Source organism: Pseudomonas sp. 2848 (assembly GCF_003253945.1).
In the GTDB taxonomy this organism is placed as follows: domain Bacteria; phylum Pseudomonadota; class Gammaproteobacteria; order Pseudomonadales; family Pseudomonadaceae; genus Aquipseudomonas.
Map to the genome: position 1 here is coordinate 50,447 of NZ_QKZD01000005.1, position 20,073 is coordinate 70,519.

Here is a 20,073-nt window from a genome sequence, read left to right on the forward strand (position 1 = left end):
TTCATGCAGCACATTGACCATACCCTGCCCTGGAGCGCCTGCGGCACCGAGCGTTCGCTGCGCGTGCTGCGCTTTGGCAGCGGCCCGCGCAAGGCCTATATCCAGGCTTCGCTGCACGCCGATGAACTGCCCGGGATGCGCGTGGCCATCGAACTCAAGCGCAGGTTGCTGGAGCTCGAGGCGCAGGGCCTGCTGGACGCGGTGATCGAACTGGTGCCCCTGGCCAACCCGATCGGTATCGGCCAGATGTTCCAAGCCACCCACCAGGGCCGCTTCGAGTTCAATAGCGGCAAGAACTTCAATCGCGATTTCCCGGCACTGACCGAAGCGCTGGCCGCGCACCTCGAAGGCCGCCTGGGCGGCGATGGCCAGGCTAACGTCACGACTATCCGCCGGGCCATGCTCGAGCTCCTTGATGAACTGCCCGCGCCACACTCGGAGCTCGATGGCCTGCGCCGCCTGCTGCTGCGCCACGCCTGCGACGCCGACCTGGTGCTGGACCTGCACTGCGATTTCGAGTCGGTGATGCTGCTGTACGCCATGCCGCACCACTGGGCGCAGTTGCGTCCGCTGGCCGCCCGCCTGGGCGCGCAAGCGGCGCTGCTGGCCGAGGGCGCCGGTGGCGACGCCTTCGACGAAGCCTGCGCCGCGCCCTGGCTGCACCTGCGCGAGTACTACCCTGATGCCGAGATCCCCCTGGCCTGCGTTGCGACCACCATCGAGTTGCGCGGCATGGCCGACACCGGGCGTGAGCAATGCCAGGCCAGCGCCGAACAGATCCTCGGCTACCTCGCCGACCAGGGCATGATCCGCGGCCCCTGGCCGGCTGCCCCGCAACACTGCTGCCAAGCCACGCCCTTCGCTGGCGCGCAATACGCCTACGCCGAGCACCCGGGCGTGGTCAGCTACCTGCAGCCGCTGGGCGCGCAGGTGCGCGTGGGTGATCCGCTGTTCGAAGTGCTCGACCCGCTCAGCGACCGCCACAGCGTGGTCAGGGCCACCACCGACGGCATCCTCTATGCCCGTGAACGCCTGCGCTTCGCCCAGCCCGGCCTGTGGCTGGCCAAGGTTGCCGGCAACACCTCCATCCGCCAAGGTCGCCTGCTCAGCGACTGAACCCTGCGAGTACCGTCTGATGAACAAACTGCATATCCACGAGTTGCACAAAAGCTACGGCAACCACCAGGTGCTCAAGGGCGTTTCGTTGCAGGCCGATGCCGGCGACGTGATCAGCATCATCGGCTCCAGCGGATCGGGCAAGAGCACTTTCCTGCGCTGCATCAACCTGCTCGAGCAACCCAACGCCGGGCAGATCCTGGTCAACGGCGAACAGCTCAAGCTGCGCGAGTGCCCCCGTGGCGGGCTGCGCGCGGCAGACCCACGCCAGTTACAGCGCCTGCGGGCGCGGTTGAGCATGGTCTTCCAGCACTTCAACCTGTGGGCGCACATGAGCGCCCTGGACAACGTCATGGAAGCCCCGGTGCACGTACTCGGCGTGAACCGCAAGGAAGCCCGCGAGAAAGCCGAGCACTACCTGGCCAAGGTCGGCGTCAGCCATCGCCGCGACGCCTACCCGGCGCACATGTCCGGTGGCGAGCAGCAACGGGTGGCCATTGCCCGGGCGCTGGCCATGGAGCCCGAGGTGATGCTGTTCGACGAACCGACCTCGGCGCTCGATCCGGAACTGGTCGGTGATGTGCTCAAGGTCATGCAGGACCTGGCGCAGGAGGGCCGGACCATGGTCGTGGTCACTCACGAGATGGGCTTTGCCCGCGAGGTGTCCAGCCAGCTGCTATTCCTCCACCAGGGCCTGGCCGAGGAACGCGGCGACCCGCGCGAGGTGCTGGCGCGGCCGCAGTCCGAGCGCCTGCGCCAGTTCCTCGCCGGCAGCCTGAAGTGACCCCCGTGGCGCGCTGTGGCAGCCCGCCGCAGAGCGCCTTGGGATACACTACCCGGCAATTCACAGGGAGCCTTGCGCCGGATGTCGAGCCATACCAAGAACACCACGGTCTACGCCGCGCCGGTCATGCGCAAGCTGTCGGAGAGCCTGGCCGAACTGCCACCGTCGTTGCGCAAGGTCGCCGAGTACATCCTGCGCCACCCGCTGAAGGCCGCGACCCTGACCATCGAGGACATGGCCCAGGCTACCGCGACCTCGCCGGCGGCGGTCAATCGCCTGGCCAAGGCCCTGGACCTGGGCGGCTACAGCGGCATGAAGGCCGAGCTGGTGAGCACCCTGCAACAGATGGTCTCGCCGGTGGACAAGCTGCGTAACGAGCTGGCCCAACGCCCGGGCGGCGACTTTGGCTTGCATGAGCAGATCCAGAGCGCCACCAGCAACCTGGCGACCACCGCCAGCAACAACCAGGCCGATGCCTTCGAGGCGTTCGTCGACAGCCTGATCGCGGCGCGCAAGGTCTACGTGCTGGGCTTCGGCAACAGCGTGTACCTGGCCGGGCTGGCCGCCTCGACCCTGGTGCCGTTCTGCAGGGACACCTGTGCAATCAGCATGGAAGGTGGCAACGAGAATGCCGCCTACCGCCTGGCGGCGATCACCGAGCAGGACGTGCTGCTGGCCATCGCCCTGCCACGCTATTCGCAGGACACCCTGCAACTGTCGCGTTTCGCCCATGAGCGCAACGCAACGGTACTGGCGATCACCGACTCACCCGCCTCGCCGCTGGCGCCCATGGCCCACCATGTGTTGTACGCGCCCGCCGATCATCCGGTGCTGACCAGCTCCAACATCGCCGTGCTGGCATTGATCGAAGGGTTGGTGGCCGGGGTCATGGCGCGCAACAAGGAGGCAGTGAAACTGGCCACGGAGCTGACCGAAAGCGTGATGTCGTATCTGCATGTGCCGGGTGACAAGCTCACCAGAAAATAAGACGCGCCGGACAACATGGTCGTCGTGCGGGAACGGATTTACCGGTGGTCGCGGCGATCCGGCTGCCCCGATGAATCCGTTCCCGCAGGTTCATGTCATGTCAATGGATCTGGGCAGCAGTGGCCGCTCAGTCCTGCAGCTTCGCCGCCAACTGCCGGACCCGCTCGAGGTCGGCCTTGGCCACCTTGGCCAGGCCGGTGCCGTAGTCCGCATCCGCCTTGTAGAAGAACGACAGCATGATGTAGCGGCTCTCCTCATCTGCGGTCGCCAGGGCCTGGCCGAGGCTGTTGATCAGGTCGGTCTGGTCCTTCTTGCCGTAGGAGCGGAACAGCTCGCCCGCCTGCTTGAAGTTCTGCTCGCGCTGAATCCTCGCCTGCTGGGTGCTGCCGTTCAGCGGGGTCTGCACATAACGGGCGTCGGCCTGCTCATCACGCAGCTGGCGACGGCTCGGCTGGTAGTTCACGCCGCTGTCGGTGTGCCCGGCGTTCATCGCGCCATCCTGGTTGACGGTGTTGACCTCGGCACGCGGGCGGTTCACCGGCAGGCTCAGGCCATTGGCGCCAACCCGGTACATCTGGGTATCGGCGTAGGCGAACAACCGTCCCTGGAGCAGGCGGTCCTCGGACGGTTCGATACCCGGTACCAGGTTCGACGGCGCCATGGCCACCTGCTCGGTCTCCTGGAAGAAGTTGTCGACGTTACGGTCGAGCACCATCTGGCCAATCTTGCGCTCCGGCACGTCGGGCCAGATCTTGGTCGCGTCCAGCGGGTCGAAGTCGAACTTGGCCAACTCCTCGGGCTTGAGCACCTGGATGTACAGGTCCCATTTCGGCAGCTTGCCCTGGTTGATCGCGCTGACCAGATCGTGGGTCATGTGGCTGTAGTCGCGGCCCTGGACCTGGGCGACCTGTTTCGGGTCGAGGTTCTTCTGCCCTTGCAGGCTCTTCCAGTGGAACTTCACGTAGTGCACCTGGCCCTTGGCGTTGACCAGCTTGTAGGCGTGCACGCTGTTGCCGTCCATCTCACGGTAACTGGCCGGCGTGCCTTCGTTGGAGTACAGCAGGGTCAGGGTGCGGGTAGCTTCCGGTACATGGGAGAAGAAATCGAAGCGACGCGAGTCGTCATCGAGGTTGCTCCGTGGGTCGGGCTTGAAGGCGTGAACCATGTCCGGGAACTTGATCGCGTCGCGGATGAAGAAGGTCGGGAAGTTGTTGCCGACCAGATCCCAGTTGCCGTCGGCGGTGTAGAACTTGGTGGCGAAGCCGCGCGGGTCACGCAGGGTTTCCGGCGAGTGATTGCCGTGCACCACCGAGGAGAAGCGCACGAACACCGGGGTCTTCTCGCCGGGGCGGAACACCTTGGCCATGCTCAGGTCGCTGATGTCGGCACTGGCGGTGAACTGGCCATGGGCGCCGGTGCCACGTGCGTGCACCACGCGCTCGGGGATGCGTTCACGGTCGAAACGCTGCAGCTTCTGCAGCAGTTGCACGTCCTGTAGCAGCACCGAGCCGTTGGGGCCGGCAGTCTGCGAGTTCTGGTTGTCGCCCACCGGCGCGCCGTTATCACGGGTCAGGGTCGCGGCCTGCACGGACAGTGACAGCAGACTGGCGGCGAGACTGCTCACCACCAGCAGGCGACCGGGTTGGAACAGCTTGAGCAAAGGGATCATGGGGTACTCCTAAAGGTTCTTTCAGGCGTCTTGATGCGCCTCGAAAAGGGTAAGTAGCCCGTGACCGATCCCTAAATTGATCCTGCTCATCAGTGCAATTGGTAATTTCAATCCTGTTTTTTATTCATGAATGCTACAGGCAGGCATAGGTGGCCTGGCCAAGCTCAGAAGTCCACCTTGCCGCGCCCCGCCTTGATCGTGCCGCGCTTGGACTTCGAGTCGAGGCGGCGGGTCTTTGAACCGAGGGTTGGCTTGGTCGGCCGGCGCTTCTTCTCGACCTTGCCGGCGCCGATGATCAGTTCGGCCAGACGCTCCAGGGCGTCGATGCGGTTCTGTTCCTGGGTGCGGAACTGCTGGGCCTTGATGATCAGCACGCCGTCAGCAGTGATGCGGCTGTCACGCAATGCCAGCAGTCGCTCCTTGTAGAAGGCGGGCAGCGACGAGGCCGCGATGTCGAAGCGCAGGTGCACGGCGCTGGAGACCTTGTTGACGTTCTGGCCGCCGGCGCCCTGCGCGCGAATATAGCTCAGCTCGATCTCGGCATCCGGTACCTGCACGTTGTTGGAGATGGTCAGCATGGTGTGCCTCTTGTGATAGCCCGGCCATTATCACATCTCCTTGGCTTCACTGCCGCGCCATGTGCCGCCGATATTGCCTGGCCCGGGCGGCGTCGCTCCATTGCTGGCGCAGCAGCGCCCACCAGGGCGCCACCTGCGGATCGGGCGCCTTGGCTTCGCTCAGCCTGCGCAACTGGAACTTGACCATCGCCATATTGCCCAGCGAGGCCAACGCCTTGTTCTTCCAGGTGATCGGGCGCAGTTCCGGCACCGCCTCCTCCCCCGCTTGCCAGTCACGGGGCAAGGCCGGCGCGATGGCCAGCGCGGTACCGATACCGACCATCTCGACCCCGCTGTGCACCACCTGCTCGGCGACCGGTCGGCGGCGGATGCCGCCGGTGACCATCACCGGCATCTTCGCCACCGTGCGGATGTCCCGGGCGAAGTCGAGGAAGTACGCCTCCCGCGCCAGCGTGCGGCCATCCCTGGCCTGGCCCTGCATCGCCGGGGCTTCGTAGCTGCCACCGGACAACTCCACCAGGTCGACCGCCAGCTCATTGAGCAGGGCCACCACCTGCCGCGCATCGTCTGCGCTGAAGCCGCCGCGCTGGAAGTCCGCCGAGTTGAGCTTGACGGCCACGGCGAAGCCGGGGGACACCACTGCACGCACCGCCTTGACCACCTCGAGCAGCAGTCGCGCGCGATTTTCCAAGGCGCCGCCCCACTGGTCGGTACGCTGGTTGCTCAGGGGCGAAAGGAACTGGCTGAGCAGGTAGCCATGGGCCGCGTGGATTTCCACCCCACTGAAACCCGCCTGCTCCCCCAGCCGCGCGGTGTTGGCAAAACGGCGGATCACATCTTCGATTACTTCGTGGGTCATCGCCCGCGGGGTGGAAAAATGCCTGGACATGCTGCCCAGGTCCAGCGCCACCGCCGACGGGCCCCAGGTTTCCTGGCCCAGGCTCGCAGGCATCTGCCGGCCGGGGTGGTTGATCTGCAACCAGAACTGCGCACCCTTCGAGCGGCCGATGGCGGCCCACTGGCGAAAACGCGCCAGGTGCCGGTCATCCTCCAGCACCACGCCGCCGGGGCCGGTCATGGCGCGTTTGTCGACCATGACGTTGCCGCTGATGAGCAGGCCGGCGCCACCCTGCGCCCAAGCCTTGTACAAGCGCATCAGTCGGTCGGAGGGCGCATGGTTGGCGTCGGCCATGTTTTCTTCCATGGCGGCCTTGGCAATGCGGTTGGGGATGACCGCGCCATTGGGCAGGGTCAGGGGGGAGAACACGTCCATCGGCAATACCTCAACAAGTAGGTGCCGCAGACGTTAGCTTTAAAGTCAACTTTAAGGTCAAGCCCTGAACCGGCAAAAATTTCGCCATTGACTCTCAAGTTGGGTTGAACGTTAGGGTGATCACGCAGCCCCGACATCATCTACCCTGGAGATACAGCACCGTGAAACTCGGAACCGCCACCGCCCTGGCCGGCGCCCTGCTGATACCCGTCACCCACGCCGCCAATGGCCTCCCTGAGCACGCCACCACAACGCAGATCGACATCGCCGGGCACCCGGTACCCGTGCTCAAGGGCGGGCTGTACGACCGTTACCGCTCCAACCCGCCGCTGCCAGTGATCCAGGCCGAGGCGCCGGACATTGACCTGAGCTGGTTCAAGGGCCTGGAGAAGACTCGGGTCGACATGGGTTTCGAGTCGTACTCGCCAAACTTCTACTACCGCAACAGCCGTGTCACCGCCGTCTACACCGCCGATCTCGAACGCCTGCGGGCGTTGATACCCGCCGCGGTGCTGGAACAGGTGCAGCCCCTGCAGGTATGGCCTGGGCGCGGCCTGGTGGCGTTCACCGCCTACACCTACGACTATTGCGACAACGACAGCTACAACGAGGTGGCCGTGTCGATCATTACCAACAGGCCCGGCAAGGCGAACCTCGGGCCCTTCTCTCTGGTCGGGCAGTCGATGGCCAAGGATTTCTGGGGCTATGTGCTCAAGCTGCCGGTCAACACCGAGCTTGCACGGGTGCGCGGCGTGGTGGGCTACAACCTGCCCAAGTGGCTGACCGGGATCGACCGGCGCGAGGACGCCCAGGCGGTAACCTACACCATCGGCGATGCGCGAAGCGGCGAGGTGGACGTGGTGTTCAGGGCCAGGAAGCTCGACGGGTTGTCCCACGAGCCAGACCTTGTGACCAACAGTTTCACCAACCTCGACCACCAGAGCCGGTTGGCCTACGGCTACGCCACCTCGCGGCAGGTCAGCCATGCATCCAGCATGAAGGCTGATTCAGTGGAACTGGTGCTGGGTGATGGCGAACTGTCGCGCTATATCCGTGATCTGCAGCTGGGGCGGATGGTCAAGTACGAGTATGTGCCCGAGTTCCAGAGCGCGCTGTATGCGCCCAAGCCATTGGCGGCGCTTGACTGAAACGATGCAGGCCCCCTGTGGCAGCGGCGCTGCTACAGGTCCGCGACCCGCGCGTGTTCCTGGGCCATTTCCTCACGCAGCCGCTCCAGCACCCGCTGCGAATTGTCCACGCACTGCATGCCTTCGGGCTTGCTCTCGATTCCTTCGATCACCAGCAACAACTGCGCCTTGTTGCGTGCCAGGCGCGCCTGCAGGCGTTCGATTTCCTCGACCTTGCGCCTGAGCCCACCGAGCAGTTCATCGTGCTGCCAGCCCTTGGCCTTGGCCGGCAGCAACTGGCGGATCTCCTCCAGCGAGAACCCGGCAGCCTGGGCGTTGGTGATCATCTCCAGCACCCATACGGCATCGGCGTCGTAGTCGCGATAGCCATTGGCCTTGCGCTCGACCGAGCTGATCAGCCCACTGGCCTCGTAGAAGCGGATACGCGACGGGGCCAGGCCCGTGAGCTTGGCCAGCTCTCCTATTCTCATGCAGCACCTTTGCAATTGCATTGACCTTGAAGTGCACTTTAATCCTAGAGTTGTCCGGTGGCCAGTGAACGCTCACTTGCCCGCCTTCACTAGCTCCTCACCCAAGAATCAGGAGACGCGAAATGGCATACGTCACAACCCCGGAAGGACTCGAGATCTTCTACAAGGACTGGGGCCCGCGGGACGCCCAGGTGATCTTCTTCCATCACGGCTGGCCGCTCAGCGCCGACGACTGGGACGCGCAACTGCTGTTCTTCGTCGCCGAAGGCTACCGCGTGGTCGCCCATGACCGCCGTGGCCATGGCCGTTCGAGCCAGGTCTGGGACGGCCACGACATGGACCACTACGCCGACGACGTGGCGGCGGTGGTCAAGCACCTGGGTGTCGAGGGGGCGATTCATGTCGGGCACTCCACCGGCGGTGGCGAGGTGATCCACTACATGGCCCGCCATCCCGAGGACAAGGTGCCCAAGGCCGCCATTATCGCCGCCGTGCCGCCGCTGATGGTGCAGACCGCCAGCAACCCCGGTGGCCTGCCCAAGTCGCTGTTCGACGACCTTCAGGCCCAGCTCAAGGCCAACCGCGCGCAGTTCTACCACGATATCCCGGCGGGGCCGTTCTACGGCTACAACCGTCCCGGCGCCAAGGCGGACCAGGGCGTGATCCTCAACTGGTGGCGCCAGGGCATGATGGGCGGCGCCCAGGCGCACTACGACGGCATCGTCGCGTTCTCCCAGACTGATTTCACCGAGTCCCTTAAAAAGGTGACGGTGCCGGTGCTGGTCATGCATGGCGACGACGACCAGATCGTGCCTTACGACAATTCGGGGCCACTGTCGGCCAAGTTGCTGCCCAAGGGCACCCTGAAGACCTACAAGGGCTACCCCCATGGCATGCCCACCACCCACGCCGATGTGATCAACCAGGACCTGCTCACCTTCTTCCGTAGCTGACAGGCCGGGCCGGCGCTCAGCCCTGGCGCCGGCCCTTGCCGCGCGCGGCCTTCTGCGCCGTCGAGTCATGCCGGGTGCCGGTGGAGCCGTCTGGCCGATGGGCGTCGTTGTCGCGCTCGGCTTCGCCCGCAGGTACGCGCGGGCGACGATCATCCTGCTGTTTCATGCGTTTCTCCTAGCCTTTGCTGTGTTCGGGTGAAGTCGGTCCCGTGCCACGCTTGATGCCTCGGCCCGGCGACACCCCAGATGGCCAGCCCGACCACGGGGAACACCACCAGCAGCAGCGACCACAAGACCTTCACGCCATCGGACTTGTCGCTGCGAAACACGCTGACGATCGCCCACAGGTCGACCAGCAAGATGATCGCCAACACGGCGATCCAGAAGTACGTCACGGGGTCACTCATGACCTACCCTCCTCTTCCAGGCGCCTGTCCGAGATGGACACGACAACCTTGAACAGAGGAAGCCCCGGACGTCGGCAAAGTTCAGCGCGGATCCTGTGCACGGGATGAACGGGCGCCGCGCAGTGGCGCTGAACCATACCACAGGCGCGAGCGTCCATCGCTCAACAGACCCGTGAGTTGACTACGATGCGACAGGACCCGGTGCGCGCCGCCCTCGACTACCTCAAGCAGCATCACCTGTTGCTGACCACCGCTGAGTCCTGCACCGCCGGTGCCATGGTCGCGTTGCTGGCCGAGGAGCCCGGCACCGGCGAGGTGCTGGAGAGCGGCTACGTGGTCTACTCTCCCGAGGCCAAGCAGCGGCTGCTCGGGGTCGATCCGCAGACCATCGAACGATTCGGCTTGACCAGCGAGGCAGTGGCCTGGGAAATGGCTCGCGGCGCCCTGCGCGATAGCCAGGCCAGTGTCGCCATCGCCACCACCGGAGTCGCCGGCCCCTCCCCCGAAGCCGGCGTATCCCCGGGCACTCTGTGTTTCGCCTGGGCCTTCGCCGGCGAACCGCTGGCGGTGTTCACCTGCACCCAGCGCTTCTTTGGCGAACGCCCCGAGGTGATGCGCCAGGCCGCGCTGTTCGGCCTTGCCCGGCTGGCCCATTACCACCAACGCTGGCTGCGCGGCGAGCGCGCCTGAGATGACTTTTCGTTTACCAACGCCATGCTGGTAATCGCCACGCTCATCGTGCTCGACGTCGGTCTGTCACTGGCCAAGCTCAACTCGCGGCGCCTGGCCAGGCTGCTCGACGGTCACGCGACCCTGGTTGTCGAGCATGGTCGCTTCCTCCATGGCCGCATGCGTCGGGCGCGCCTGACCGAAGACGACATCCTCGAATCGGCCAGGGACAGCCAAGGCATCGAACGGGTCGAGCAGATCAAGTTTGCCATCGTCGAGCGCAACGGCAAGGTCTCGATCATCCGTCAGGAGTGAACCCTGCCGCCGGCTGACGCCGCTTCAGGCCGCGGATTGCGCGGCCCCGAGCAGCTTCTTCTGCGCCTGCATGGCTTGCCCCATGTCTTCCAGCGCCTGTTTACCGAGCAATTTCCTCGCGGTCGGGAACAGCTCGCCCTCCTCTTCCTCGATATGGTGCTCGAGCAATTCCTTCATCACCTTGACCCGCCCTGCGAACTCGACGGTGTCGGTGGCGGTACCCAGCAGGTCGGGCAGGACCAGCGAATCGACCGTGCGGTGCTCCTCCTTGGCCTCGTGGTACATCTTTGCCTCCTCTCGGCCCCCGGCCTGCTTGATGGCCGGATAGAGGATGCGCTCTTCGAGCTCGGTGTGGATCTTCAGCTCCTGCTCGATACGCGCCAGCAACTCGCCACGTTTCTTTACCGCGCGCTCGGTGGTGGCCGCCAGCTCGTCGAGCAGCTTCTTCACGTGCTTGTGGTCTTGCTCCAGCAATTCGATGGCATTCATGGCAGACCTCGTCGGTTATCGAGAATGGGCATTGCCTCCGGTTGAGCCACGCCCGCCCGAGGTGTTCGACAGAGACGATGAACGGTGGCAGCACGTGCATTGCCTGCAACGAACTATGAACCTGATGCGCCTGCCGACGCTCTGAGCTGTTAACCCCCAGGCCAAGGTGAGCCATGGAGCTGATCGTCGCGCGCCCCGAAGGGCTGTATTGCCCACCCGGTGATTTCTACATCGACCCCTGGCGGCCGGTCGATCGGGCAGTGATCACCCACGCTCACGGTGACCATGCCCGGCGCGGCAATCGCCACTACCTCGCCGCGGCGCCCGGCGCCGGGATACTGCGCGCGCGGCTGGGCGAGGACATCGACCTGCAGACCCTGCCCTATGGCACGCCGCTTGCGCACCACGGCGTGACCCTGAGCTTTCACCCCGCCGGCCATGTGCTCGGCTCGGCCCAGGTGCGCCTGGCATACCGCGGCGAGGTGTGGGTCGCCTCTGGCGACTACAAGGTCGAGCCGGACGGCACCTGCGAAGCCTTCGAACCGGTGCACTGCCACACCTTCATCAGCGAATCGACCTTCGGCCTGCCAATCTACCGTTGGCAAGCCCAGGCCTGCATTTTCGCCGACATCGACGCATGGTGGCGCGCCAATGCCGCCGCCGGGCGTCCGAGCGTGCTGTTCGCCTACGCCTTCGGCAAGGCCCAGCGGATTCTCCACGGCATCAATGCCAACATTGGCCCGGTGCTGGTGCACGGCGCGGTGGAGCCGCTGAACGAGGTCTACCGCGCCGCCGGTGTGCGCCTGCCGGAAACTCTGCCCGCCACGGCGACCAGCAAGGGCGACCCATTGCTGCGCCAGGCGCTGGTCCTCGCCCCGCCCTCGGCGGGGGGCAGCACCTGGATGCGCCGCTTCGGCGACTACAGCGATGCCTTTGCCAGCGGCTGGATGCTGCTGCGCGGGGCGCGCCGTCGGCGCGGCGTCGACCGGGGCTTCGTGCTCTCCGACCACGCCGACTGGCCTGGCCTGCTCTGGGCCATCGAGCAGAGCGGCGCCGAGCGGGTGATGGTCACTCACGGCCAGGTCAACGTGCTGGTTCGCTACCTGACCGAGCGCGGCCTGGATGCCCGAGCCTTCCAGACCGAGTACGGCGAGGAAGACGACAGCCTGGAGCCGACTACCTGATGAGAGCCTTCGCCGAACTCTACGCCCGGCTCGACGCCACTACCTCGAGCAATGCCAAGCTCGCCGCGCTGCAAGACTACCTGGCTGCCGCGCCACCTGCCGATGCCGCGTGGGCGGTGTACTTCCTCGCTGGCGGGCGCCCCCGCCAGGTGGTGCCGACCCGTGTGCTGCGCGACCTGGCGATTCGCCTGTGCGGCCTGCCCGAGTGGTTGTTCGAGGAGAGCTACCAGGCCGTCGGCGACTTCGCCGAAACCCTTTCGCTGTTGCTGCCAGAGTCCACCCAGGTCGCGGATGAAAGTTTGCAGTGGTGGCTGGAGCAACTGCTGCCGCTGCGCGGCCTGCCCCCCGAGGAACTCGCGCCGCGCTTGCAGGCGCTGTGGGCGCGGCTCGACCGGCAAAGCCTGATGGTCAGTCTCAAGCTGCTCACCGGTGGCTTTCGCGTCGGCGTCTCGAAACTGCTGGTGACCCGCGCCCTGGCCGCGTTGGCCGGGGTCGACGCCAAGCGTGTCGCGCAGCGCATGGTCGGCTACACCGACCTTGCGCACCAGCCGACGCCCCAGCGCTACCTGGCGTTGATCGCCCAGGAGTCCGCCGAGGAACATGCCCAGCGCGGTGGCCAGCCCTACCCGTTTTTCTTGGCGCACCCGCTACAGGAGCCGCTCGAGCGTTTCGACGCGGTGCTCGGCCCGCCCCAGGAGTGGCTGGTGGAATGGAAGTGGGACGGCATCCGCGCCCAACTGGTGAAACGCGATGGGCGTGCCTGGCTGTGGTCGCGGGGCGAGGAGCTGATCACCGAGCGCTTCCCAGAGCTCGCCCGCCTGGCCGCCGCCCTGCCAGACGGCACCGTGCTCGATGGTGAGCTGGTGATCTGGAAGGCGCCATCCGACAGCGGCGAACAGACATTCGGCGTCCAGCCGTTCGCCCTGCTGCAACAACGCATCGGGCGCAAGACCTTGGGCAAGAGGCTGCTGGACGAGTTGCCGGCGGCGCTGCTGGCCTACGACCTGCTGGAGTGGCAAGGCGAAGACTGGCGCAGCCGCAGCCAGGACCAGCGTCGGGAACAGCTCGAGGCGCTGGTCGATAGCATCGGCGATGCCCGCCTGCGCCTGTCGCCGCGCGTGACCGGCGACGACTGGCAGGCGCTCGCCCGCCAGCGCGAGGCCTCGCGCCAGCTGGGTGTCGAGGGCATGATGCTCAAGCGCCGCGACTCGCTGTACGGCGTGGGCCGTACCCGTGACCTGGGCCTGTGGTGGAAATGGAAGATCGACCCGTTCAGCATCGATGCGGTGCTGATCTATGCCCAGCGCGGCCATGGCCGGCGCGCCAGCCTGTACAGCGACTACACCTTCGCGGTATGGGACGACAGCGCGCCGGGCGAACGGGTGCTGGTGCCCTTCGCCAAGGCCTACTCTGGCCTCACCGACGAAGAGATGCGCAAGGTCGACGCCATCGTGCGCAGGACCACGGTGGACAAGTTCGGCCCGGTACGCAGCGTCACGCCGACCCTGGTGTTCGAACTGGGCTTCGAAGGCATCGCCCTGTCCAAGCGCCACAAGAGCGGCATCGCGGTGCGTTTCCCACGCATGTTGCGCTGGCGCACCGACAAGACCATCGAACAGGCTGACACGCTGGCCACCTTGCAGGGGCTGCTGTGATGGTCAAGCGCCGCCAGCCTTCCAGCCGCTGGTTCGCCGAGCGCGGCTGGAAGCCGTTCAGCTTCCAGAAGGCCGTCTGGCAAGCCGTGGCCGACGGCGAGTCGGGGCTGCTGCACGCCGCCACCGGCGCCGGCAAGACCTATGCGGTGTGGTTCGCCGCGCTGGATCGTTTCGCCGGGCAGTGTACCTCCCTGCCCTCGTCAGCAGGTCGCGGCAAGCCTGCCATGGCGCCGCTGACCGTGCTGTGGATCACCCCCATGCGTGCCCTGGCCACCGATACGGCCAGGGCGCTGCAGGCCCCCCTGGATGACCTGGGGATCGCCTGGAGCATCGGCCTGCGCACCGGTGACACCGGCAGCGCCGAACGCGCCCGCCAGGCACGGCGCCTGCCCAGCGCCCTGGTCACCACACCGGAAAGCCTGACCCTGTTGTTGACCCAGGCCAATGCACGCGAGGCGTTCGCCGGCCTGCGCATGCTGGTGGTGGACGAATGGCACGAGTTGCTCGGCAACAAACGGGGCGTGCAGTTGCAACTGGCCCTCGCCCGCCTGCGCTGCTGGCAGCCGTCGCTTATGGTCTGGGCGCTTTCGGCCACGCTGGGCAACCTGGAGCATGCCCGGCAAGTGCTGATGCCGGCGGGCCGCCTGGTGCAGGGGCATGACGCCAAGGACCTGCGCATCGACACCTTGCTGCCGGCCGCCATCGAACGCTTCCCTTGGGCCGGACACCTGGGCCTGCGCATGCTCGGGCAAGTCGTCGACCAACTGGAGGGCAGCGCCACCACGCTGGTGTTCACCAACACCCGCTCGCAGGCGGAGACCTGGTACCAGGCACTGCTGCAGGCGCGGCCCGACTGGGCCGGGCTGCTGGCACTGCACCATGGCTCGCTGTCACGTGAGGTGCGCGACTGGGTGGAGCTGACCTTGAGGAAAGGCCAGCTGAAGGCGGTGGTGTGCACCTCAAGCCTGGACCTTGGCGTGGACTTCCTGCCCGTGGAGCGCGTGCTGCAGGTCGGTTCGGCCAAGGGGGTGGCACGCCTGATGCAGCGCGCCGGGCGCTCCGGCCACGCCCCGGGCCGGCCCTCGCGTGCCACGCTGGTACCGACTCACAGCCTGGAGCTGCTGGAGGCGGCGGCGGCACGCAGGGCGGTGGCCCAGGGCAAGGTCGAGGCGCGCCAGGCCCCCGAGCGGCCACTGGATGTGCTGGTCCAGCACTTGGTGAGCATGGCCCTCGGCGATGGCTTTGAGGCCCAGGACATGCTCGCCGAAGTGCGCAGCGCCTGGTCGTACCGCGACCTGAGCGACACGCAATGGGCATGGGCCCTGGCGTTCATCCGCCACGGCGGTCTCTCGCTCACGGCCTACCCCGATTTCCGCCGCGCCGAGCCGGACGCCGAAGGCCGCTGGCGGGTGCCCGACGCACGCCTGGCACGCCGTCACCGCATGAGCATCGGCACCCTGGTCAGCGATGCCAGCCTGACCGTGAAGTTCTGGGCCCGCGGCGGCAGCGGATCGCTGGGCAGCGTCGAGGAAGGCTTCATCGCCCGCCTGCGCCCAGGCGACCACTTCCTGTTCGCTGGCCGCACGCTTGAGCTGGTGGAAGTGCGCGACATGACCGTCTACGTGCGCCGCGCCAGCGACCGCAAGGCCGCCATCCCGCGCTGGAACGGCGGGCGCATGCCGCTCTCGGGCGAACTGGCCGAGGCGATGCTGGCCGAACTGGACGCGGCGGACCAGGGTGTCTTCCAAGGCCCGGAAATGCGCCTGCTGCGCCCGTTGCTGGAGGTGCAGAAAGCCTGGTCGGCGCTGCCTGGCAAAAATGTCCTGCTGGCCGAGACCCTGAAGTCCCGCGAGGGCTGGCACCTGTTTCTCTATCCCTTCGCCGGGCGCTCGGTGCACCTGGGCCTGGCCAGCCTGCTGGCTTGGCGCCTGGCCCGGGATACACCGCTGAGTTTCTCCATCGCGGTCAACGACTACGGCCTGGAGCTGCTATGCGCCAGCGCCATCGACTATGCCGGCGCCCTGACCCCGGCGCTGTTCGACAGCCATGACTTGCTACCCGAGGTGCTTGCCAGCCTCAATGCCGGCGAACTGGCGCGCCGGCGCTTTCGCGAGATCGCCCGGATCGCCGGGCTGGTGTTCACGGGCTACCCCGGTGCACCGAAGAGCGCGCGCCAGTTGCAGGCCTCCAGCGGGCTGTACTTCGATGTGTTCAGGCAGCACGACCCGGACAACCTGCTGCTGACCCAGGCCCGCCAGGAGGTGCTGAGCCAGGAACTGGATGTGCAACGCCTGCGCCAGACCCTGCAGCGCTTGCAGCCTCTGCCGCTGCAACTGCGGACCATCAGGCGCGCCACACCGTTCGCCTTTCCGCTGATGGTCGAGCGCTTTCGCGAGAGCCTCAGCTCGGAAAAACTCGCCGACCGGATCCGGCGCATGGTCAGCGACCTGGAGCAGGCCGCAGGTGCCGGGGCACAGGAGCCTGCGGCGTTGACCACGCTGATGGTCGAGGATGACACGCGTGAACCTGACCGCGCGCGCAAGGCCAGGCGCAGCAAGGACGGCCGGCCACGCCCGGCCAGGCAGCGGTCCTGAGGCCATGGCCAGCACCCTTCCTTCGCACATCAGCGTAAAGGTGGCCGGCACCGAACTCTGCCTGCTGGCGGAAAAAGCCCTGTGGTGGCCAGAGCGGCGGACCCTGCTGATCGCCGACCTGCATCTGGGCAAGGCCGCCGGCTACCGGGCACTGGGCCAGCCGGTGCCCAGTGGCACCACCGCCTGCAACCTGCAACGCCTGGATGCCCTGCTGCAGCGCTTTGCCTGCCAGCACCTGGTATTTCTCGGCGACTTCCTGCACAGCGCCAAAGGCAGGACCCCGCGAACCCTGGCAGCGCTTGCCGAGTGGCGCGCCCGCCATGCGGCGCTGCCCATCACCCTGGTGCGTGGCAACCATGACCGACAGGCCGGTGATCCGCCGGCTGGGCTGGGCATCGAGGTGGTGGCCGAGCCGCTGCCGCTCGGCCCGTTCGCCCTGCACCACGAGCCCTGCGCGCACCCGCAGCGGCATGTACTGGCGGGCCATGTGCATCCGGCGTACCGCCTGCGCGGCCGTGGCCGCCAACAGGTGCGCCTGCCCTGTTTCATGGTCGGCGAGCACCTGACCTTGTTGCCGTCGTTCGGCAGCTTCACCGGCGCGATGACGCTGCAGCCGGAAGCGGATCAGCGGGTCTATGTCATCGGTGATGGAGGGATCTGGGAAGTGCCCGAACAATTGAAGTGATAAAAAAATTAACCGTGTGCAATTTAAATATATTTACACATTCGATACAGCTGCTTACACCTGCTCATAGCCCATTAAAATTGTTTCACCAAAAACCTGCATAACTGCGCCAACAGTTAATTGAAATAACCATCGCCCCGCCAGACAATGGCTAGCCGCCCTGCTCTTCGCCGCTATCTGCCTGCGCGGTGCAGGGCCATGATTCCCAAACGACGCGCTTACCGAGGTGATATCGGCTCGCGCCATGTTTATCAAAAACCCAATAGCTCCGGACTTGAATTAGTCGCACGAGCAAACTTTTCACGTAACTTTCCCACCCATTCCAAAGAATGAAGCACTGGCAAATTACTTGCCGAGGAAACCTATGAACACCCCCGCCATTCATACGCCCACCCTCCCGTGTCCAGCCCAGGAGCGTATTCTGCTGACCGGTGCCACAGGTTTTCTCGGTGGCGCCGTCGCCGCCCAGATGATCGCCGAAGGGCATGCCGAGGCCCTGTGCTTCCTCGTTCGCGCCGAGAACCCGGCGCAGGGCCTGCAACGCCTGCGCCACAACCTGCGCCAGCACGGTGTAGACGACAGCCAGGGCCAGGCCCTGAGCGAAGCGCAGATCCTCTGCGGCGACTTCCTCGACACCGCCTGGCTGGCTCGCGAGACCCCGCGCCTGATGCAGGTCGACCGGGTGATCAACTGCGCCGCCGTGGCCTCGTTCTCGAAGAACCCCAATATCTGGCCGGTAAACGTCGAGGGCACCTACGCCTTTGCCCAGGTGCTGAGCCGCTCAAGCCGTCTCAAGCGTTTCCTCCACGTCGGCACCGCCATGTGCTGCGGCCCGCAGCGCGAGTCACCGATCAGCGAATCGTGGGAGTTCCCCGAGGCCGCGCAGCAACTGGTGGACTACACCGCCTCGAAGGCGGAGATCGAACGGCGCATGCGTGAAGAGCTGCCCAGCCTGCCGCTGGTGGTGGCGCGGCCATCCATCGTGGTCGGCCACCGCAGCCTCGGCTGCCAGGCCTCGGGCAGCATCTTCTGGGTGTTCCGCATGGGCTTCGCCCTGGAAAGCTTCACCTGCGGCCTGGACGAGCAGATCGACGTGATCCCGGTGGACTATTGCGCCGAGGCGTTGATCGGCCTGGTGCTCAAGCCCCGCCTGGGCCATGACCTCTACCATATCTCCGCCGGCCATCATTCGGCCTGCACCTTCGCCGAGATCGACCAGGCCTTCGCCTTGGCCAATGGCGCGGAGCCGGTGGGCGAGCGCTATCGCAAGGTCGAGGCGGACGACCTCAAATCGCTCGCCAGCCATTTCGAAACCCGTATCGGCCCGGCCAACCCACGGCTGGTGCTGCGTGCCTTGCGCCTGTACAGCGGCTTTGCCGACCTGAACTACCTGTTCGACAACAGCCGCCTGCTGGAAGAAGGCATTGCCATGCCGCCACGCTTTACCGACTACCTGGACGTTTGTGTCAGGTCGTCCAGCGGTGTGAGCATCGCCACGCAGATGCAGTGGGATTTCAAGTAAGCGCCCTGTGCCGCGCCTAAAGGAAAGCAACCACAGAAGGTCATTTACTTAACATATTCATGAGATGCATGATCACCACTTCCCCTGTGGAGGTCATGCTGCCGCCGTATGCCTACGGTGTTGGACTCGATGGACAACGTGGCAGCCTGAAGCAAAACCCTGGCAGTCCCAGGCAAGACACCTACCTATCGTTAGGTGCTCAATACCTGTAACCGCCAGCGCTTGTGCAAGCCCTGCTTTCCAACAATTCCAACTGTCCAGGCTGCGCCATGATCAACATCGAAACGCCGACGTACTACACCGCCACCAAGAAGTACAACCTCAGCTTCCCCACCCTGGAAAGCGACATCGAAGCCGATGTCGTAGTGATCGGCGGCGGCTTCTCGGGCATCAACACCGCCCTGGAACTGGCCGAGCAAGGTATCACCAATGTCGTCGTGCTCGAGGCCCGCTACCTGGGCTTCGGCGGCACCGGACGCAACGGCGGGCAGATCATGGCCGGCATCGGCCACGACCTGGAGAAGATCAAGAGCAGCGTGGGCGACAAAGGCCTGCGCGAGATCTTCGAGATCAGCGAGCTGGGCGCCGGCATCATCAAGGCGCGCATCGCCCGCTACCAGATCGACGCCGACTTCTGCCACGGCTACGGCTACATGGGCTTCAACGCCCGCCAGGAAAAGACCCTGCGCGCCTGGGAGAAGGACTTCAAGGCCATCAACGGCAGGGACGAGGTCCGCTTCCTCGGCGGTTCGGAGGTCAGGCAGATCATCGGCTCCGATGCCTACAGCAGCGCCTTGCTGCACATGGGCGGGGGCCACGTGCACTCACTAAACCTACTGCTTGGCGAGGCCCAGGCCCTGGTCGGCCATGGTGCCCGGATCTTCGAGCACAGCCCGGCCCTGGAAGTGCACTACGGCGAGCGCATCACCGTGCGCACCGGGCGCGGCTCGGTCAAGGCCAGCAAGCTGCTGTGGGCCTGCGACAGCTTCCTCAACAAGCTCGAACCCGAACTGCATGCGCGCACCGTCAACACCTATGCCTTCCAGTTGATGACCGAGCCACTATCGGACGAGCTCATCCAGCGCATCAGCCCGATCCGCGGCGCCTACAGCGATATCCGCCCGGTGATCGACTACTACCGCGTCACTCGCGAGAACCGCCTGCTGTTCGGTGCCGCCACGCCGTTCGTGGAGCATATTCCCAAGGACCTCAAGGCCTGGAACCGCAACCTGATGCTGAAGATCTTCCCCTACCTCAAGGACGTGCGCATCGACCTGGCCTGGGGCGGACCGATGGCCACCAGCGCCAACTTGTTCCCGCAGATCGGCACACTGAGCAACCGCCCCAACGCCTTCTACGTGCAGGGCTACTCGGGATTCGGCGTCACCCCTAGCCACATCATCTGCAAGATCCTCGCCGAAGGCATGAGCGAAGGCTCGGCCCGCTACGACCTGATCAGTTCGGTCAAGCATGCGCGCATCCTCGGCAAGGACCATATCCGCCCACTGCTGCTGACCGCCGGCAAGACCGTGCATCAGCTGTCGGGCTTCTTCAACGGCCGCCGTTGATTCTTTT

At 65.7% G+C, this 20,073-nt stretch carries 18 protein-coding genes and 2 pseudogenes; 13 read left to right on the forward strand and 7 right to left on the reverse strand.

Annotated elements, in window-relative coordinates; all coding sequences use genetic code 11:
- The first annotated feature begins 3 nt into the window (after positions 1-3).
- From DFS21_RS11430 to DFS21_RS11440, 3 genes are all read left to right on the forward strand, one after another.
- Entirely contained in the window at positions 4-1,116 is a 1,113-nt protein-coding gene (locus tag DFS21_RS11430) for a succinylglutamate desuccinylase/aspartoacylase family protein (protein ID WP_110699177.1), read from the forward strand.
- Between the two features lie 19 nt (positions 1,117-1,135).
- Positions 1,136-1,900 carry an ABC transporter ATP-binding protein gene (locus DFS21_RS11435; protein WP_111532341.1) on the forward strand — a complete coding sequence of 255 codons (765 nt, stop codon included), beginning with the start codon at positions 1,136-1,138 and terminating at the stop codon, positions 1,898-1,900.
- Positions 1,901-1,981: 81 nt separating this feature from the next.
- Entirely contained in the window at positions 1,982-2,887 is a 906-nt protein-coding gene (locus DFS21_RS11440; protein WP_102685257.1) for a MurR/RpiR family transcriptional regulator, read from the forward strand.
- 127 nt (positions 2,888-3,014) lie between these two features.
- On the opposite strand, the gene katB is transcribed toward DFS21_RS11440, so the two are convergent.
- The 3 genes from katB to DFS21_RS11455 form a co-directional block, all read right to left on the reverse strand.
- On the reverse strand, positions 3,015-4,556 hold the full coding sequence (gene katB / locus DFS21_RS11445; RefSeq protein ID WP_110699181.1) for a catalase KatB: 1,542 nt from the start codon (positions 4,554-4,556) through the stop codon (positions 3,015-3,017).
- A gap of 164 nt (positions 4,557-4,720) precedes the next feature.
- Entirely contained in the window at positions 4,721-5,134 is a 414-nt protein-coding gene (gene arfB / locus DFS21_RS11450; protein WP_110699183.1) for an alternative ribosome rescue aminoacyl-tRNA hydrolase ArfB, read from the reverse strand.
- Between the two features lie 46 nt (positions 5,135-5,180).
- Entirely contained in the window at positions 5,181-6,407 is a 1,227-nt protein-coding gene (locus DFS21_RS11455; protein ID WP_111532342.1) for an NADH:flavin oxidoreductase/NADH oxidase family protein, read from the reverse strand.
- Between the two features lie 197 nt (positions 6,408-6,604).
- Here DFS21_RS11455 and DFS21_RS11460 point away from each other — a divergent pair, with 197 nt between their 5' ends.
- Positions 6,605-7,555, forward strand: a complete 951-nt coding sequence (locus DFS21_RS11460; RefSeq protein WP_371926830.1) for an acetoacetate decarboxylase (ADC) — start codon at positions 6,605-6,607, stop codon at positions 7,553-7,555.
- Positions 7,556-7,587: 32 nt separating this feature from the next.
- Here DFS21_RS11460 and DFS21_RS11465 read toward each other — a convergent pair whose 3' ends face one another.
- Positions 7,588-8,025, reverse strand: a complete 438-nt coding sequence (locus DFS21_RS11465; RefSeq protein WP_110699187.1) for a MerR family transcriptional regulator — start codon at positions 8,023-8,025, stop codon at positions 7,588-7,590.
- Between the two features lie 122 nt (positions 8,026-8,147).
- Between DFS21_RS11465 and DFS21_RS11470 the strand changes: the two genes are divergently transcribed.
- Positions 8,148-8,978, forward strand: coding sequence for an alpha/beta fold hydrolase (locus DFS21_RS11470; RefSeq protein ID WP_111532343.1), 831 nt, complete (start codon positions 8,148-8,150; stop codon positions 8,976-8,978).
- A gap of 16 nt (positions 8,979-8,994) precedes the next feature.
- Here the strand turns inward: DFS21_RS11470 and DFS21_RS26740 are convergent, their stop codons facing one another.
- Together DFS21_RS26740 and DFS21_RS11475 are read right to left on the reverse strand one after the other, a co-directional pair.
- Positions 8,995-9,144, reverse strand: coding sequence for a hypothetical protein (locus DFS21_RS26740; protein WP_178082014.1), 150 nt, complete (start codon positions 9,142-9,144; stop codon positions 8,995-8,997).
- Between the two features lie 9 nt (positions 9,145-9,153).
- A pseudogene (locus DFS21_RS11475) lies at positions 9,154-9,385 on the reverse strand (PLD nuclease N-terminal domain-containing protein).
- A gap of 186 nt (positions 9,386-9,571) precedes the next feature.
- Between DFS21_RS11475 and DFS21_RS11480 the strand changes: the two are divergent.
- Together DFS21_RS11480 and DFS21_RS11485 are read left to right on the forward strand one after the other, a co-directional pair.
- Positions 9,572-10,075, forward strand: a complete 504-nt coding sequence (locus DFS21_RS11480) for a CinA family protein (RefSeq protein ID WP_110699191.1) — start codon at positions 9,572-9,574, stop codon at positions 10,073-10,075.
- Positions 10,076-10,369, forward strand: a pseudogene (locus tag DFS21_RS11485) (DUF421 domain-containing protein); the annotation flags it as partial.
- A gap of 24 nt (positions 10,370-10,393) precedes the next feature.
- On the opposite strand, the gene DFS21_RS11490 reads toward DFS21_RS11485, so the two are convergent.
- Positions 10,394-10,858: a hemerythrin domain-containing protein gene (locus tag DFS21_RS11490; RefSeq protein WP_110699193.1), complete on the reverse strand. Its 465-nt coding sequence runs from the start codon at positions 10,856-10,858 to the stop codon at positions 10,394-10,396.
- Between the two features lie 173 nt (positions 10,859-11,031).
- On the opposite strand from DFS21_RS11490, the gene DFS21_RS11495 reads away from it, so the two are divergent.
- The 6 genes from DFS21_RS11495 to DFS21_RS11520 all read left to right on the forward strand — a co-directional run bounded on the left by DFS21_RS11495 (position 11,032) and on the right by DFS21_RS11520 (position 20,066).
- Positions 11,032-12,042 carry a ligase-associated DNA damage response exonuclease gene (locus DFS21_RS11495; RefSeq protein WP_111532344.1) on the forward strand — a complete coding sequence of 337 codons (1,011 nt, stop codon included), beginning with the start codon at positions 11,032-11,034 and terminating at the stop codon, positions 12,040-12,042.
- Entirely contained in the window at positions 12,042-13,697 is a 1,656-nt protein-coding gene (locus DFS21_RS11500; protein WP_110699197.1) for an ATP-dependent DNA ligase, read from the forward strand. Before DFS21_RS11495 ends, DFS21_RS11500 begins: the two co-directional genes overlap by 1 nt.
- The gene (locus DFS21_RS11505) at positions 13,697-16,291 is read left to right on the forward strand and encodes a ligase-associated DNA damage response DEXH box helicase (RefSeq protein ID WP_111532345.1); all 2,595 of its coding nucleotides are present in this window, start codon (positions 13,697-13,699) and stop codon (positions 16,289-16,291) included. Before DFS21_RS11500 ends, DFS21_RS11505 begins: the two co-directional genes overlap by 1 nt.
- Positions 16,292-16,295: 4 nt before the next feature.
- Positions 16,296-16,976 carry a ligase-associated DNA damage response endonuclease PdeM gene (gene pdeM / locus DFS21_RS11510; protein WP_111532346.1) on the forward strand — a complete coding sequence of 227 codons (681 nt, stop codon included), beginning with the start codon at positions 16,296-16,298 and terminating at the stop codon, positions 16,974-16,976.
- Between the two features lie 364 nt (positions 16,977-17,340).
- Positions 17,341-18,498, forward strand: coding sequence for a cationic peptide resistance protein CprA (cprA, locus tag DFS21_RS11515; RefSeq protein ID WP_110699203.1), 1,158 nt, complete (start codon positions 17,341-17,343; stop codon positions 18,496-18,498).
- Positions 18,499-18,767: 269 nt separating this feature from the next.
- Positions 18,768-20,066 carry an FAD-binding oxidoreductase gene (locus tag DFS21_RS11520; protein WP_111532347.1) on the forward strand — a complete coding sequence of 433 codons (1,299 nt, stop codon included), beginning with the start codon at positions 18,768-18,770 and terminating at the stop codon, positions 20,064-20,066.
- Positions 20,067-20,073 lie beyond the last annotated feature (7 nt).